The organism is Alcanivorax sp. HI0083 (assembly GCF_001635175.1).
Window position 1 is genome coordinate 1 of sequence record NZ_LWFX01000668.1, and the last position, 403, is coordinate 403.

A 403-nucleotide genomic window follows, 5' to 3' on the forward strand; every position below is an offset into this window, starting at 1 on the left:
CTGGTACTTGTGGCAGCCCCGGAGGGTATTCGCAAGGTCCAGGAGGCGCACCCGGATGTCTCCCTTTACACCGCTTCGGTGGATCAGGGGCTGAACGAAGAGGGCTATATCATGCCGGGCCTGGGAGATGCCGGAGACAAGATTTTCGGGACCAAATAACCGGGTATCGCCCGGTGGCCTAAGCCACAGGCAATCACAAATCAGGAGCTGTACATGAGTCAGGCCGGCGGATTCTGGAACTGGAAAATCATCCTCATCGGCGCGCAGATGCTGTTTGTGGCTTTTGGGGCCATGGTATTAATGCCGTTACTGACCGGGCTGGATCCCAGTGTGGCGCTGTTTACCGCGGGGCTGGGCACATTGTTGTTCCAGTGGATTACTCGCCGTTCGATTCCTGTTTTCC

The 403-nt window shown here is 57.1% G+C and carries 2 protein-coding genes; both read left to right on the top strand.

Going from position 1 to position 403, the window contains the following annotated elements:
* Positions 1-159, top strand: a 159-nt coding sequence (locus A3754_RS06650; RefSeq protein WP_304439816.1) for a uracil phosphoribosyltransferase, incomplete at its 5' end; no start/stop codon positions are given.
* Between the two features lie 54 nt (positions 160-213).
* A partial coding sequence (locus A3754_RS06655) for a solute carrier family 23 protein (protein WP_304439815.1) occupies positions 214-403 on the top strand: 190 nt, incomplete at its 3' end.